The sequence below is a fragment of the Pseudomonas sp. TE36184 genome, from assembly GCF_054060055.1.
The window spans coordinates 1158695-1173525 of the sequence record NZ_JBSSCU010000001.1 but is presented as its reverse complement, the minus strand read 5'-3'; the positions used below and the strand labels follow the sequence as shown (position 1 = coordinate 1173525).

Annotated in this window: 8 protein-coding genes and 4 pseudogenes; 8 read left to right on the top strand and 4 right to left on the bottom strand. The window is 50.7% G+C overall.

Annotated elements, in window-relative coordinates:
* Positions 1 to 50: 50 nt before the first annotated feature.
* Positions 51 to 308, top strand: a pseudogene (locus ACVWZP_RS05295) (IS30 family transposase); the annotation flags it as partial.
* A 529-nt stretch (positions 309 to 837) separates the two neighbouring features.
* Here ACVWZP_RS05295 and ACVWZP_RS05290 read toward each other — a convergent pair.
* The gene (locus tag ACVWZP_RS05290) at positions 838 to 1731 is read right to left on the bottom strand and encodes a hypothetical protein (RefSeq protein ID WP_457369474.1); all 894 of its coding nucleotides are present in this window, start codon (positions 1729 to 1731) and stop codon (positions 838 to 840) included.
* A gap of 586 nt (positions 1732 to 2317) precedes the next feature.
* Between ACVWZP_RS05290 and ACVWZP_RS05285 the strand changes: the two are divergent.
* From ACVWZP_RS05285 to ACVWZP_RS05270, 4 genes and pseudogenes are all read left to right on the top strand, one after another.
* Positions 2318 to 2485 (top strand): annotated as a pseudogene (locus tag ACVWZP_RS05285) (integrase core domain-containing protein); the annotation flags it as partial.
* Positions 2486 to 2548: 63 nt separating this feature from the next.
* Positions 2549 to 3195 (top strand): annotated as a pseudogene (locus tag ACVWZP_RS05280) (transposase); the annotation flags it as partial.
* Positions 3196 to 3418: 223 nt separating this feature from the next.
* Positions 3419 to 3595: pseudogene (locus ACVWZP_RS05275) on the top strand (IS30 family transposase); the annotation flags it as partial.
* Positions 3596 to 4399: 804 nt separating this feature from the next.
* Entirely contained in the window at positions 4400 to 4825 is a 426-nt protein-coding gene (locus ACVWZP_RS05270) for a hypothetical protein (RefSeq protein WP_457369473.1), read from the top strand.
* Between the two features lie 217 nt (positions 4826 to 5042).
* Here the strand turns inward: ACVWZP_RS05270 and ACVWZP_RS05265 are convergent, their stop codons facing one another.
* Positions 5043 to 6581, bottom strand: coding sequence for an EAL domain-containing protein (locus tag ACVWZP_RS05265; RefSeq protein ID WP_457369472.1), 1539 nt, complete (start codon positions 6579 to 6581; stop codon positions 5043 to 5045).
* A gap of 436 nt (positions 6582 to 7017) precedes the next feature.
* Between ACVWZP_RS05265 and ACVWZP_RS05260 the strand changes: the two genes are divergently transcribed.
* Complete coding sequence (locus tag ACVWZP_RS05260; protein ID WP_457369471.1) at positions 7018 to 7464, top strand: histidine kinase; 447 nt, start codon at positions 7018 to 7020, stop codon at positions 7462 to 7464.
* Between the two features lie 444 nt (positions 7465 to 7908).
* On the opposite strand, the gene ACVWZP_RS05255 is transcribed toward ACVWZP_RS05260, so the two are convergent.
* Together ACVWZP_RS05255 and ACVWZP_RS05250 are read right to left on the bottom strand one after the other, a co-directional pair.
* On the bottom strand, positions 7909 to 11520 hold the full coding sequence (locus tag ACVWZP_RS05255; RefSeq protein WP_457369470.1) for an ATP-binding protein: 3612 nt from the start codon (positions 11518 to 11520) through the stop codon (positions 7909 to 7911).
* A 39-nt stretch (positions 11521 to 11559) separates the two neighbouring features.
* On the bottom strand, positions 11560 to 12186 hold the full coding sequence (locus tag ACVWZP_RS05250) for a response regulator (RefSeq protein WP_457369469.1): 627 nt from the start codon (positions 12184 to 12186) through the stop codon (positions 11560 to 11562).
* A gap of 1917 nt (positions 12187 to 14103) precedes the next feature.
* Between ACVWZP_RS05250 and ACVWZP_RS05245 the strand changes: the two genes are divergently transcribed.
* Positions 14104 to 14577, top strand: a complete 474-nt coding sequence (locus tag ACVWZP_RS05245) for a hypothetical protein (protein WP_457369468.1) — start codon at positions 14104 to 14106, stop codon at positions 14575 to 14577.
* Positions 14559 to 14825 carry a trypsin-like peptidase domain-containing protein gene (locus ACVWZP_RS05240; RefSeq protein WP_457369467.1) on the top strand — a complete coding sequence of 89 codons (267 nt, stop codon included), beginning with the start codon at positions 14559 to 14561 and terminating at the stop codon, positions 14823 to 14825. Before ACVWZP_RS05245 ends, ACVWZP_RS05240 begins: the two co-directional genes overlap by 19 nt.
* Positions 14826 to 14831 lie beyond the last annotated feature (6 nt).

Below are 14831 nucleotides of genomic sequence, written 5' to 3'. Positions count from 1 at the left end.
GCCTTGCTCCAGGACGCAGGGAAAGCGACCTATCGGGGCCAACCCTGCTGAAAACCATGGCGCACGACCAAGGCAGTGAAATGGCCTGCCACGCCGAAATCACGGCCCATGCTGGCATGAAGATTTACTTTGCGGATCCGCACAGCCCATGGCGGTGCGGCAGCAATGAAAACACCAATGGCTTGTTGCGCCAGTATTTGCCAAAAGGCACGGATCGCTCTCTGGTTACGCAGGAGCGACTGGACGAAATTGCCGACCTGCTGAACACTCGGCCACGCCAAACGCCGGACTGGAAATTTCCGGTCGAGGCCGCCCTCCCTTCGGCTGATTCGACTTGCCGGGTCGCTGCGCAGCGGAAAACGTGCGGCTGCAATCGTGAGTTTGATCCAGTCGGCACGACTCAATGGGCATGATTCGTTTAGGGGCGGTTATGGGAGGCGATCACTGGTTCAGATATGACAATAAAGGCAGCAGCACTCTACTCGGTTCGCAGATACGGCCCGGGAGATTCAGCCTTACCTAAGCGGCGAAGTATCTGACCATTGGGCCAAAGGCCCTCTCCCAGACACCAAAAACTCGTAAATGCTCCATCGCAACCGTCAACAAGGGCGTCTTGCTCGCGCCATCGACCTAAGATGATTCCGTCAAGACGTGTCTACCGAGCGTCGAGTGACGGCGAAGTCAACCGGCATCTGCTTACCAGACTCGGTTTCAACGCGAACGACGGTTTCATAGTTGCTCCCGACAATTTCCCTTGCCGACCGAATCGCCTACGTTGCTACCCATCAATTCCGCATCACTAACAACCTATCGCGCAGAGTCGTCTGTGATATCGACTTAACCACTAGTCGCTCGACGAGTGCTGCGTGGACCAAGCAATCTGGCCAGCATGTTATGATCGACTTCAACTGCCTCTGCTACTTCGACACGCTCCACATCCCGCATGACAGAAATCGCATCATGTATCTGAACTTCGAAAAACTCATCAGGCCGCTCGGAAGCTCCATATACGTCGTCGAGCAAGTACTCCAGTTGCTCTTCATCTGCATAAGCAATTACCGGGTGCAGATTCGATTGCTCTGGGGTTTCGCCGAAAACACCGAACGCCTCAGTTGCGGTTTCACTATCCTCCTGAGCTAAAAGGACGCTATCTCGAGACGTAATTGTGGCGTAGCGCTTCGTATGATCCCCCAAAATCAACGCAATAGGTCCGTACTCCGGAGCGGCACCAGGGTATCCGCCCTGCTCGCCAAATAACATGGAGGCCGCATACACAGGCCGCGCATGGGAGTTAAAGTGAGGGTTTAAGCTCTCTCCCCTACGTCTCACGCCGTATTTGCGCACAACCTCCATCTCGCTTTTGCCGTATGCGAATAACGCTTCTTCGGCATCATCGCGGCGTTCCGCTTCGGACGTTTGATCGTCAGGGCCCATATCAGTCAGCTTTGCACCCTCAGCCAAACTGGCCTGGGTTTTCCAAATGTTGAAGATCATTGAGTTATCGATGCGAGAAAGTGCTTCCGGCTCGAGATTGATCGTAGATTTCGCCCGAAATATTTTACCCACTATTTTCGATAGGCGCTCAACTTGACTGCTGTTTGGCCCCCCGTAAATGTCCTGTAACACCTTGGCGGCTGCTCGTCGATCCCGATTGAGTCTAGATATCGCGCTAGGTCTTAATGCCATCGTAAAATGTTGACGCCTGCTCTCAGCCGCTTCCAAGTCGGGCACACTTAGATCGTGCTCCCCAAGACCGCGCTCGCTTCGAGGCATCATTACATGAGTATTCTGGTAGACATGCATAAATTATCAACTCGAACAATTAGTGTATGGGGGGGGGGGGGCGCTTGCTCCTCGCATGGCTGACAGAAAAACGATTAATTACGACTGAGTTCAGACGCACTCCCATAACGCTCACAGAACCAGCAAATTCCCTTTTGCATCGCGAGGAGGCGTCTGACCCCGCTCTTAGTCCGGTCAGATACGCGAGCCTTAGAAGGCGCCTGCACTTCTACAGAGAATGCTTATGCCTTCGCCATATAAAAATATCTTTAATTGCCTCGTGCCGGGCGGAACCAACTTTTTGGCCGATGGACGACGAACGCCCCCCCCAAAATGCGAGTTACAAGAATAGATCAACTATACAATGGCTTCAGTTGCCGCCAAGGTAGAGGTTTCGCACTGACAAGTGCGATTTTTCTCTTAATTACCGATGCAGGCCGATAGCGTAAGGGATGACGGTTACTTTCTGCCGTCCTCACAGCGACCGTATTAGGGGTCACCTTGCTTGATTGCCCGCCTAGACGCGGCGGTGTTCATGCGCTTCTACCGCCGCGTGCTGAACGAGCGTGCGACAAAGCCAAGCATGTCCCGCAAAGGAAATTGCTATGACAATGAGGCTATGGAAAGCTTTTTTGGCACGTTGAAATCCGAGTTCTTTTACCTGAACAAATTCAACAGTCTCTATGAGCTTGAAGCAGGTATTGTAGCGGTCTAATGAAACCGGACACCCATTTAGGCGAGAATGCTCGCCAGAACGAGGTGTCAGATGACCAAACAACGCCGTACCTTTTCCCCTGAATTCAAACGCGAGGCTGCCGACCTCGTTCTCAAGCAGGATTACAGCTTCATTGAGGCCAGCCGCTCGCTTGGTGTCGGGGAGTCGGCTTTGCGCCGATGGGTCGACCAGGTGCAACAAGAACGCACGGGCGTCACCCCGCAGAGCAAAGCGCTGACCCCGGAGCAGCAGAAAATCCAAGAGCTGGAAGTCCGAATTGCTCGCCTTGAGCGGGAAAAATCGATCTTAAAAAAGGCTACCGCGCTCTTGATGTCGGAAGATCTCGAACGTTCGCGCTGATTGACCAGTTGAGCATCCACGAGCCGGTTGATTGGCTGTGCAAAGTGTTTGAAGTGACCCGCTCGTGCTACTACGCTCGGCGTCTCAGGCGCCGCACACCGGAAGTAGAACGCCTTCGATTGCGCAGTCGGGTGAACGAGTTGTTCACCCAAGGCCGCAGTGCTCCCGGTAGCCGTAGCATCATGGCCATGATGCAGGACGACGGCGAGCAGATCGGGCGATTCAAAGTGCGCAGCCTGATGCGCGAGCTGGAGTTGGTCAGCAAACAACCGGGATCGCACAACCTGTGTCGAAAATCGGCTTTTGAAGCCGGTACACTTTTAAGGATTGCCAGGCGCGACTCTCATTGTGGCGCGGAGCGCGCTCCAACCAGACGCCGGATAGATTTAGGCAAGTCAACTAACCATCGCTGATCAGCATTGCAAAAAAAAGGGGGGGGGGATCATAGATTTCAACTTTGGCATCGGGACGCATCATGGCGGGCATGCTCCAGAAAGAAATCAGGAGCACGGCATCGGCCTTCGGTTATTCGCTTGGAATGTGGCCTTTATGAATCGCACTCTACCCAAGGGCGCAGACTTGTCGAAACGCAGCCAGGAAGAACTGGATGCCATCGCCCTGCAATTGAACATGCGTCCACGTAAGCGTTTCGATTTCAAATGTCCCATCGAAATGATGGGGCAAGTGATGCAAGAGGCCATCGCTATGCAGCATGATGCCCCGTCTTCAATTCAATAACCGTGTTGCACTCAGCTCCTGCATCCGCCTAGCATAAGAAAAAACATAATTACCCAACTGCAAAGAACTGGGGTAAAGGGTATTACCATCGCATCGATTGTAGGTCATTAAACAGGAGCTAGCACATTTAATGTCTACTCAAATGATCCAAGCATCAATCAGAAATAAAAAAGCCTTGGAGAAACTGAAGTTCAATCTAAGCTAAACACAATGCGCGCGCGCCTTACTTCCATAACACAAAAGCCCGCGCCTCTCCAGAAGGCTATACAGCCTCACTGGCGTAAAATCGCATTTCGACTACAATCTACATTGGCACAATAGCTAGCAAAAATTTTAAACTTTCAAGGAAAATTTATGTGCAAAAGATATATAGAGAGACCTACAAAAAACTCACGAAGCATGAATGAGACGGTATCTCATGCCCTTGGCTCGACTGAGAGCCTAGAGGAAAACCATGAAGCGACAACCCTCTCTTCAAATCGCCACCTTCCAATTTCGGAAATAGCGCAATTTAAAAAAAGTAATATTGATATCTCAACCGACAGGTCATTTCCTAAGGCGCCACCCAAGACTTTGACTCCTTCATTACAGCAGAGAAGAGAGTTTAAAAGAGAATTTTTTTCAACTTATCAATCTTATTGAGATAGGTAGAGGAGGCGTGCGTGCACTTACCGGGTCGAGATTTGACGAGACAATGGGTAGTCTCGGTATATTCATGATCGAGGTCGACGCGCCTGAACAGAAACAGAATATATTAAATACAGCTAAAGGCTTCACCTCGCAACCTCGAGATCTTATAACGTTTTGAAAAAGAAAGAAAGCCCATTTAGCTTTCTAACTCATCATACCGCACGCGATATTGAAAGCGAAAATTTCTGCTTGCAAAGCATGATTTCCGACTTGACAAAATGGCTCACTGCTTCGCTTGCCAAGCAATCGAAAAGCTTCACCTCCGAAGAGATGGCTATCCTACAGCGAAGACTTAAAAGCGCCTCTGACACAGATGAAGCGGAATATTCAAAAAAACCTTCACTTAGAGAACCAGAGACCACTGAAGAGGTAATACAATACCTATATTATTCAGTCGGTCTATTCAAGAATGAAGATGACTGGAACGAATACGCTAAGAACATGTTTATTGCAGACTACCCAGCTATCGCCGCATTAAGTTATACTCGAGCTATGACCGTATATAGAAGGAAAATAGCTGCAGGCGACTACGCCGTGTAATAACACTATCAAACGACTTAACCATCGTCCTTGAGTTATAGGAGCGGCTGCAGGAGCTGAGTGCAACACAGTTATTGAATTGAAATTGGAGCATCATGCCGCATAGCCATGGCTTCTTGCATTACTTCACCCATGACTTCGATCGGGTACTCGAAGTCGAAGCGCTAGCCCATTATTTTGCGCAAGGCTTCATGCTAGACGGGTCAGTTACTGGACTTTATTGTGGACGCAGACCTTTAACGAAAACATCACTTGGCACAGGGCGCCCAAAGAGATACCCCTGAAGAAGGTCCACGCCTTTCGATGCAAGATAGTCACGCTGCTCTGATGTTTCGACCCCTTCGGCAACCACACCTAGCTCCAGCTTGACGGAAAGTTCTATTATGCTGTCTAAAATATGCTTAGAGAGAGCGTCTACACCGATCATAGCCACAAAGCTTTTGTCTATTTTTAAATAGTCAACGTTAAAATCACGTAAATAACCCAGACTGGAATGGCCAGTACCGAAGTCATCTATGGCTATCATTACACCCAGCTCATGTAGCTCTTGAAAAAGCTTATGGGGTACTTCAGTAGGCACTACCAATTCACGCTCAGTAAGCTCCAAAACCAACTTAACACGTCCATCAGGAAAGGCGTTGAGAAACTCTTTGCAATCCCGCACCAAGGCCATGTCATGGCAATGACGAGCGGTGACATTAACGGCGATATGAAAGCCATCACAGAGTAACTGCGAGTGAGGGGCCAGCAATGAGGCTGTTTGACGGAGTAGTGAACGAGTCATTGGCACTATTAGTCCAGAGTACTCAGCTAAAGGAACGAATAGGTCAGGACTTACCAAGCCTTCCTTCGGGTGTTGCCAGCGCATCAGTACCTCAGCGCCAGTCCATTCACCGCTCTGACTGTTAACTACCGGCTGAAAGTAGGGGATAAACTCATTTGCAGCCATCGCACGTTGCAACTCGTAAGTAGGAGCAGATGACACTTTTTGCAGTTGGTACCCGATAGCGCCGGAAAGCATGCCAAAAAACAATATTAGGCAGAATAATGCGGGATAGCGCGATTTCATGTAGCGCCAAATCTCGCCCTCAGGCATTCCACCCTCAACACCATATGAATAACGGGAGGAGTGTAAATGACTGGGGGCCACTGGAAACAACGGCAAGTCCGCAGATTTAATCTGACCGTTAGCCGAGAGCCATTTTGATCCCGCCTGAAATATTAGCTCTGTGTCTTGCCCTATCAGGCGTAATACATTTACCAGATGATAAGCATTAACTGTTACTAATGCGCTTTGATCTCCAAGATTGAGCCGATAGATCAAGTACGAACTGTCGCCAGTTACCGGCTTACTACTCAGCAACAACAGTTGGCCATTGACATAATTATTGGGATCCAGTTCTTCTAGCTGAACGCTGCCGGCCAGAGAGCTGCAATAGGTTTCGTTGCGCCATACTGAATTCGCGGAGCGTACGAACGGGTGCCGGGTAACTTGCTCACGTAACACCTGCTGCGTGAATGGATCACATGCATTCCCAGCCAGCGGCAGGATCTGTCGAGCAGTGCTGGACGCGATATCAAGCATAAGATCGATCTCGCGTACTATTTTGCTAGCCGTTTGAGCAGTGCTTTGCTCAAGATTGAGCCTGGCCTGTACATATAAAATCAATATGCCCAGTAAAATAGGCACCAATACCCATGCGGCCGTTGTCAAATAGCGACGTTGATGCGTCCGAGGAGGCGTAGATAGTGGCATTAAAAATACCTTGATAAACCAAGCGAAATGGACTCTAAAATTCCGGCAGCCGGCCACAATACTACTCTGAAGACTTCTACACATGGGAAGATAATAGATGGTATTTCGGATCCGTGCCCGTTCAAAAACACATTAAATTTGGGTGTGTATCGTGACGACATACCGCAGTGAATATTGCCACGGTTTCGCCTAAGGTATGGCATCAACTGTGCCCCGAATGGATCTACCTTGGCATACGTTGATCGGAGTTCAATTCTGAGGGATTTTTCTTGCGAACGCCCAGAGATTTCCATGAGATAGTCAGTGTCGCATTAATTACTCTACAAGTTCGATGGATGGCGCCTGCCAGCAGGGCTCGTTGGTCATTGACCTGGAGAAACACCAAACAGATATCGGCCGTCTTAGTTTGTTACATCAAAGAAAGGAGATTTCATGCATGAAAGCGTCACCTTTGCGAGTGTTAATTGTTGATAGCTCCGACGCTCAGCGAATGATTATTGAGAAAACACTTAGTCTGAATGGTTGTTTTCGGATCGCGCCTGCTGAATCATTTGCTCAACTGCTCATCTATACGCAGTATGCTTTGCGTCCATTCGACATTGTATTGGTCAATTCAGAGGTGGCCATCGACAGTGGAATCGATATTTACAGCTTTTGCACGACAGATGTGAACATACATCATTTTATTGTCTATAACACCATGAAATTCGATGTGCTGAGCTTTGATATGTCAAGGTCAAAAGTTAAAGCCACGTTGCCAGGAGCGCTTGACGCTAATGCGTTACAAGCGCTGATTGCCATGATTGAAGTTAATTCGAAATCTACCCTGGGTGCAAAGCGCGTCAGCATGGTGAGCACGCTGAAAATACCTAATACCTTGTGATAAGTTTTCGAGGTCTGCTCTAGGTGTGTGTCATGGTTAGTTATTAATGGGAATGCTATGTGGACGATATTTTTTATGATTGTTTCGGCACTTTGTGTCGGTGTAGCCATACACTACATTTACCAATCAGCGCTTGAGCAGCCTAAATACAGTAATTTCATCAAGCTCGATTCAAACGGTGTATGCGTTGCGTGCTTACGTTGTCGTGACGCGCCCAATGATACTTGGTTGGAGGTCGATGATTTTCACTTGAGATACTTGGGAAAAAAATATTCTCATAGTTTTCAGAGCGAATCTCCTCTGTGAAGCAGGCTTCCTGGAGGCTTGGTTTCCTAGCGCGGCCATAGGTATAGACACCGGCGCGCACAATCGTTTCACAGACAGAGGGAAAACTATTTCAAGTAAGAGCTATCCATCGCAATTATGTTGAATTGGGTCGCCTATCTACTGTGATTCCAAGGCCATTTCCAGCGCACGCATGGCATGCTCCAGACCGATGATCGCGCTTCCTAGGCGCTCGCCATTCTGTGTGCTGCAAGCGCTTTCTACGTCTTCACAACTTTTAATCAGGTCATGCATTCGAACTACCTGCGCCCCGCCTTTAACACGATGGGCCAATTCGCCTATTGCGCTGATGTTCTGGATAGGATCTAGTTCACTCAAACGCTGCAAGTCTTCAATATTACTCGTGCGCAGATGATTGAGCAGGTTGTCGATGGCCGTCTGGTCATTGCGAGCGAGTTCTCGGATACTGCTTATATCAATCAGACTGCGGACGTGCTCACTCGCACTGCCCGGTTTTCGCTTTCGCGTCGCTTCCACCAGTGCCTGTTTACGCGCAATGCCCAGGAGATCGCTTAAGTCCTTAAGTCGCACGGGCTTGAACAGGCAGTCGTCCATGCCTGCAAGCAAGCAATTGTCGCGCTCTTCCGGGCGCGCATTGGCCGTAAACCCAAAAATTCGGCAAGCACTGAGCCCTCTCGCCAGCTCTTCCTGTCGAATGGTGCGGGCCAGCTCCCCTCCCTGCATAAAGGGCATATTAATATCCGTGATCACGGCATCAAAGGCGCCCTTTCGCCAAGCACTTAAGCCCTCGATACCATCATGCGCGCTCACCACGCGATGACCAAGAAACTCCAATTGCTGAATTAATAGCAGGCGATTGGCCGGATAGTCATCGATTACTAGGACATTCAGCGATTTACTCAGCGGCGACACCATATCCTGTTCATCTTCCTGGGCGGGTAACGGGCTGAGTGTCGGCAGCCGTAGACTGAAGCTAACTTGTGTCCCTTGCCCCAGTGCGCTCGTCAGTGTCAAGGTGCCGCCCATCATTTCGCATAAACTTCTGCTAATTGTTAACCCTAGTCCCGAGCCATTACGGCCACTTTGATTGTTATTGCTGGCTTGGGAAAATGGGCAGAATAACTTGAGCTGGTCCTCGGCGCTAATACCAATTCCACCATCCTTGACCTCAATTAACACCGACAACACCTCGTCCGTCGTATCCTCCATCGCTCGGACCTGCAGTAAGACCTCACCCTTGGGACTGAATTTAATGGCATTGCTGAGCAAGTTCGACACTATCTGCTTGATGCGCAGAGCGTCGCCCCAGACGTCGCAGCTGGCTGCGGGATTGAAAGCAAGCCTCAACTGAAGCCCTTTTTGCCGCGCACCGCCTTCAAACATTCGCAAGGCGGACTGTACAATATCGCGCAAGCTCATGCGTGCAGGCGTCAGTGATAGGCGACCGGATTCGATTCGGGCGATATCAAGAATGTCGCCTACCAGATTCTGTAGTTCGCGCGCTGCGCCGGCAGCCACTTCAAGAGAAAACTGGTCTGCCGATCGAATTTCATGACTTTTTAACATCATTTCGAGCATGCCAATCACCGCATTCATGGGGGTGCGGATCTCATGACTCATAATGGCTAAGAATGTGGTTTTGGCACGATTGGCAATTTCAGCCTCCTCCTTGGCTTCGTTTAACTGATTCAGCAACTGCTGGCGCTCTCCAATATCTAGCCAACCACAAATAATTCCTGCTACAGCGCCACTATCATCGTGGTAGGGCAGCACCCAGTGATAGACCGTCAATACTTGTCCCGACGTGAGTGTCAGCACTCGATCTTCCAGCACGGAAACGTTGTGTTTCAGGGCGTGACGGTAGACTTGTTGAAGTTGCTGGGCAGAGGGTGGGGCAAGGACGCTGTCGTTGAGTAGCGTACCGATCACCTGTTCGGATGTAAGTCTCACCGTATCTAGATAGCCGCTGTTGCAAATCAACATATACCCGTTACGATCTCGAACATAAATGGGGTGCGGTGTCCCGTTGATCACAACACGCATAAACGCCATCTGTTCACGCAAGGCACGCTCTGCCTGCCGACGCTTACGCACTTGTCGCATCAGGTAACCCAACCAAAATAAGGCTATCAGCAGCGCAGTAAGTCCGGCGCCGAGGAGCTCAATGATGTCCTGGCGATGACGCGCCCAATAGGAGTCGTCAATGGTGAAGTCGCCCTGCCATCGGCCGGTCAAGTCGTCCATGTCCTTCGGCGGGATGCTCAGCAGCGCCTTGTTGAGGATCGAATACAAGAGCGGCGATTGGCCTGGGGTGGCGAATGATGCTTGCATCCATAGCCGGTCAATAGACCCACTGATCTGCAGGCTGTTCGAGTAGGACTTTTTGATTTGATAACGCATGGCATGTAAAGGCGCGGCAGCCGCATCAACCTCACTACGGTGGAGCAGCGCGAGCATTTCGGTAACGCTACTCGTCTCTACCAGGCGGATCTGTGGGAAATGCTCCTCGATAAAATCGCTTGCAGGTGAGTCCCGCAATACCGCCAAGCGCTTATCGTCCATCTGCTCAAGCGCACTTATAGAGTTACCGTCGATGCGGTTGACGAGCACTACAGGCTCAATCATATAGGGCCGGGTAAAATCGAAATCCTTGGCCCCTCGTCGGCTTTTAGCGAGGCCAGCTACGAACGTAGCAGGGCTCTCACTAAGGTCAGGGAGCTCCGGGTAAAGGCTGTTTTCATAACGCAGCTCAAACTTCAATCCCGTGAGCAGGCTGACTTTACTCAGCGCATCTGCCGTAATACCACGAAACCTTCCTTTACCATCGACGAACGACAGGGGGATATCATATTTGGACGCAATCACCCCAACAGTCGGGTGCTTGTGTAGCCAATGGCGTTCTTCCTGGGTGAGGGTGTGGTTAAAAAAAAACTGGCTGGAGAGTGCGTCTCCTCCGGCGCTCCATCTGCGCAAGATGTTCAATCGTTCAGAAAATGGTATAGCTGCGATAGCCGAATTGACGATTCTCAGTAAGCGCACGTCTTGCTTGCGCAGCAAAAAAGAAAACTGCTGATGATCAATTGCGGGTATTTGCAAGACCTGCAAGTCATTCAGGTAGTTTTTATTGATCAGGTAGTTGGCACGTATAGCTTCACCTAAATAAGCATCGGCTTTGCCGAATGCCACGGCGCCGATGGCCGACTGTACGGACGGGTAGACCTGGAACTCGGCCTGGGGATACACCGATTGAAATACCTCCGGGCGGCGATAACTCCCCACTATGGCAATACGCTGACCAGAAAGATTGGAAGCCCGTAGAGTCTCAGGATCCTCGCGACTGACCAATACCTGGCGATCATCTGAATAGGGCGCAGAAAAGGCGAAGGTGACGTCAGAGAAGTCCCCGCTATGGGTCATAGGCAATATATCGATTTCGTCAACTCTTAATGCCTCTAGCGCCTGGCTATGGGCTTCGTATCGGCGCACCTTGATCTCGATGTTCAGGAGCTGGCCGAGCAGGGCGGCATAGTCGGCTATCAGACCTTCATAGTCAGGCGAGGCGAGGCCAAATTCAAAGGGCGGGGCGATGTCTTCAACGGAAACACCAAGAACAAGGTTTTTTTTGCTTTTTAGCCAAGTCCTATCGGCCGCGGCTAAGGGTAACCTATAACCGTCAACGACGGAGCGGCCCAGCAGGTTCAGGTATTGTACTTCGCCTTGAGCTGAAGTCAGCGTGACCAGTAAGAGCATCGTCGCAAAAATGCTCGTTCTGCACATAGATGACATCTTTCAGAGCAATCCATTTCGTTTTGCAAAATCGGCAAGCGCTACTTGAGAGCTAACCTTCAATTTGCTCAGCAGGCGATTCTTGTGTGCGCTTATGGTTTTGTTGCTGAGGATCATCTTTTTGCCAATTTCCAGATTACTCATGCCCTGCGCTAACTGACGCAAGATTGCCAGTTCGCGGTCAGAGAGCTGGCTAATCAGATACCCTTCCGAGGCATCATGAACACTGCGATTCACTGAGTCACCCTCCAGTACTGGGAACACCGTATACCCAGACATCACCGTGGCCAACGCCTTGCGCAACTCATTGAGTTCATCAAGCTTAGAGATAAAACCTGCAGCCCCTAACATGCGGCAACGATTGGCATAAAGCGGAGCAGATTGAGCTGTAAGCACGAGGACTTTAACGCGCAATTCAAGCTTCTTGATTCGACTGATGACTTCGAGCCCATCCAGCTTGGGAATAGCAATATCCAGCACCACAAGGTCGGGTTTAAGATTTTTTATAAGCTGCAATGCATCAGCGCCGTTGTTGGCCTCGCCAATAACATTGAAGTGTTCTTGGCCAAGAATCGTCACGACTGCGGCGCGTATGAATGGATGGTCGTCTACAACTAATACATTATACATGTCGTCCCTTAGCACAAAGTGCTCCATTTATAATGGCCGATTGCCCAGACGTACATTACACGCCACTCCGACGTGATCTTCTGTTGATAACACCAACAGAAATAAAGTGGAGTTGGCAGAAACTCAGGATGGCGGTATCGCGCGCCCGACAATAGTGCCTATTTTTGGTGAAATTAGCAGGGGGGGGGCGAGGCCGTCGCGACGAAAATTCCCTCTTGTCTCGCGAAGTTTCGCCAGACACTGCCTTTCTCGTAGTGCTTTTTAGGTGTATAGGCACGGATCGACATTGACGCCCCCAAAGGACGGTATGAGGTGTCGTAGGTGCATCTCATGATGAGGAGCCCTCCATTGATTCGAGAATGCATACAGCTATTGCACGGAGCGATGTTTTTTCCCGTACCGCAAAATACACTCTGGGCTGGCCTAGCTGGCCGTGCTCCTTCGGCATGCGGTTCGATCTTTGCTCGCGGCAATAAGTTGTCTGAATCGTGGATACGGCTACTGTGCGGTCGCTCAGCAATCCCTGTGTATACGTTAGGTCAAAAAAATGTTCTTGCAACCCCAAATTTATACGAATGAATATTTTCTCTGTGGGCTGTGCTGCCGTCACTGACGCGCAACATGCATTGCAGTAGCAACCTGCCTTGGCTATGCGCTGCCAATTCGGAGCCCTGGGCAGGGACTGGCAGATCAAACCGTTGATATTCTCGTTCGACGCTACCAAGGGCTAGGACGGATCGAGAAGTAAGTCGCCACTTCCTAACCCCGGGTGATGTCAGGATGTTTGGTCAGCTTTCTGGGAAGAGGTATCTAATAGTACGGGAAACATAGCGGAGAAAGTAAGCGGGGGAGTCCTGGATAGACAGTTCGAGAATCCCGACCAATTGGCCCGACTTTTAGCCAGCTCCGCGCCTGGTGATTACTACGCCAGGGACGTGAAACCCAGTCGCTGCCGCGACCAACATGGCTCGGGATACGCGGCGGAACAAACGCACCTATATCGTTATCGTTCGGAAGATTGGCTGCGATGACAACGCTCGCTTGCAGCCCGCAGAGCAACGAGATGGCCGATAGCATTGTGACTAGTCAAACGTGATTGCCCGCGCGCGCATACCTGCGCCGGATCGAGAAACGGCGCGTCCTAAACTGGTCGCTTCCTTCGAACGCTACAACGAACAGCATCTGCGCAGTGCATGGTGTTGGGCGTCCAGCTCTGTAGGGCAACCAGGCCGGAAGTACTTCATTTTTGTTTTCGCCGCAGACTCCTTGCACCACCCACTGGGTGTAGCAGTCTGAAAGCAAGAACGACGTGCACAAACATGTCACTAAGCTATAATTTTCGAGTGGAAATACATGTTTGCCAGTACGGTGCGTCGTTGCGTTTATAGGTCTGCTCGTCAGTTGATGAACGGATACATAGGGGAAGGTGCGATTGAGTGATATCAAACTAGGCAACAGCTGAGTTCGGCAATAACCGAATATGGCAAATACGGAGGAATTCTCCAATGGTGGGGTCATTATTAAGTACACTGAGGATCTCGCGCAAGAAAGTGCGTGTAGATGAACCGCTGGGTGAAGATAGCATTTCGCACTCGTCGGCATTCTTCCGGTCTGCACGAAAAATATTCGTCACACACTAGCGCGGCTCAAATACTTGTGGATTGCACTTTTTCAAAATCCTTAACTATGTTAGAGGTTGCCATTGAGGAGATTGAACAGGATACAGAGCAGTCAGATGTGGTTCTGGAGCTCTTTTTTTTCTGATAGCTCTCATACATGAAATCTGATATCACGCTGAGGTCATGTCGAACTAGAAAGGATCATGCATCCTAGTTAGCTGCCTTGCCCTTCACAAATCCTAGAGTTGCTTCAAGCGAACCCTGGCCGGTGCGCCCCTAATTTTGTTGATACCCTCACATGCTTAAACTGAAAATGTACCCGGCCAAGAACGGCGATGCCTTCTTGATCAATGCCAATGGTCAGCATCTGCTGGTCGATGCCGGCTATGCCTGCACCCACATCGACGCGGACCATATCGGTGGTCTGTTGGTCTTGTTCAACGACAACGGTCCTCCCGGGCGTCGCCGGATCGAGATCGACGCGGTCTGGCATAACAGTCTGCGCTCGCTGCCTTACACGGCAGAGGGGCCGTGTTTAGGCGATCATGCCGGCGTGCTGGAGGCCATTAAACGACGCGGCTTCCCCGTGCCGCCAGCGCTTGCCGTCAATCCTATCGGGGCCGGGCAGGGGAGTTCGCTGGCCAAACTCCTCAGGACTCAGGGGCATCACTGGAATGATGGTGACGGCTCTCGCTCGATCGATAACCGCAGTGCTCCTTACACCTTGCTCAACCAGTCACCAATGATCATCAGGTGGGCACAGGCTGGCTGATTAGCCCCTCCTTGGTAGTGACGGCCTTTCACTGCGTGGAGGCAGCGGTGGCCGCCGGGGCAGACCTCTCCGTCGAATTTGGCACCGGTTCCGCAGCGATACGGCATAGCGTGGAGGTTCAGGCTCACGATGAGGATTTGGATGTCTGCCTGCTGCGGCTCCCTGTCGCTCTGCAGATCGAGCCCCTCACGATTGATGGCGACTGCCCCGGGGCGGAGAGCAATGGTCTGCGTTTGGCTATGCCGTAAACAAGC

Excerpts from the sequence above, each read along its gene's own strand:
- ACVWZP_RS05265 (WP_457369472.1), bottom strand. The coding sequence starts at position 6,581 with ATGCCACTATCTACGCCTCCTCGGACGCATCAACGTCGCTATTTGACA.
- ACVWZP_RS05260 (WP_457369471.1), top strand. The coding sequence starts at position 7,018 with ATGAAAGCGTCACCTTTGCGAGTGTTAATTGTTGATAGCTCCGACGCT.
- ACVWZP_RS05255 (WP_457369470.1), bottom strand. The coding sequence starts at position 11,520 with ATGCTCTTACTGGTCACGCTGACTTCAGCTCAAGGCGAAGTACAATAC.
- ACVWZP_RS05250 (WP_457369469.1), bottom strand. The coding sequence starts at position 12,186 with ATGTATAATGTATTAGTTGTAGACGACCATCCATTCATACGCGCCGCA.
- ACVWZP_RS05245 (WP_457369468.1), top strand. The coding sequence starts at position 14,104 with ATGCTTAAACTGAAAATGTACCCGGCCAAGAACGGCGATGCCTTCTTG.